The sequence below is a fragment of the Streptomyces sp. NPDC005070 genome, assembly GCF_053600395.1.
In genome coordinates, this window is the sequence record NZ_JBSFZS010000600.1 from 1 (window position 1) to 1,016 (window position 1,016).

Annotated in this window: 1 pseudogene; it reads left to right on the plus strand. The window is 67.2% G+C overall.

Annotated elements, in window-relative coordinates:
- The first annotated feature begins 64 nt into the window (after positions 1-64).
- Positions 65-791 (plus strand): annotated as a pseudogene (locus tag ACWEBX_RS41465) (transposase).
- Positions 792-1,016 lie beyond the last annotated feature (225 nt).

Genomic DNA, 1,016 nt, shown 5'->3' on the forward strand with positions numbered 1-1,016 from the left:
GACGAGGCTCCCGGGCAGTTGAGGGAGGTATCTGACATCTCATCTCGGTTGCCGGGGAGCCCCGTTGATTACGTATCCTGCCGCACTCGACCTGCCGCATGCCCTGGTGGAGACGGTCACGATGCTGATCGTCCTTCGTGAGGGTGACCGCCGGTGCAAGCTCCGTACTTGCGCCAGCATGCGACGCTCGCCCAGATCGCGGCCGGTTTCCGCATCAGTGTCGGCACTGCGCATGCCTATGTCCGTTCCGTCGTGGGCCTGCTGGCACGCCGGGCTCCGGGGCTGACCCGGGCGCTACGAGAGGCAAAAGCGCGAGTGCAATACGTGCTGGTCGACGGCACTCTCGCGGAGTGCGACCGGGTCGGTGACGGCCACGGCAACTACTCCGGAAAGCACCGTCGGCACGGGGTGAACCTGCAGGTCATCACCGACCCCGGTGGCACCATCGTGTGGATCTCCAGGGTGCTGCCCGGCCGCACCCACGACCTCACCGCCGCCCGCAGACACCGCATCATCACCACCTGCAGGCGGCTCGGCATCCCGGTCCTGGCCGACCTGGGCTACCTCGGCGCCGGCGGCACCATCGCGACCCCCCCATCCGACGCCGGCCCGGCAAAGAACTCAGCCCTCGCCAGCAGTCGTTGAACAAGGCCCATGCCCGCCTGCGCTACCCCGTCGAACGCGGCATGGCCCGCTTGAAAACCTGGCGGATCTTCCGCAAAGCACGCTGCAGCCCCACCTGGCTCACCACCGCAGCACGAGCCGTCCTGACCCTGGAGAGCTACCGCTGAAAATGCTCACTGAATGTGGGCGTTGCTACAGGATTCGGCATGGCCTGCACGGGGCGGCCGCGCAGGTGTGGGTACCGCTCGCGGGAAGCGACACTCGTCCCCCTCGCCCGCTTCTGCCTACGAATCTCTGGCGCGGGACACTAGCGGTGGTTTGTTGACGGCGGGTCATAGCTGCAGTAGGCCGGTAGCAGAGGAACGTCGCTTCGCCGCCAGGGGGCTCGTGAT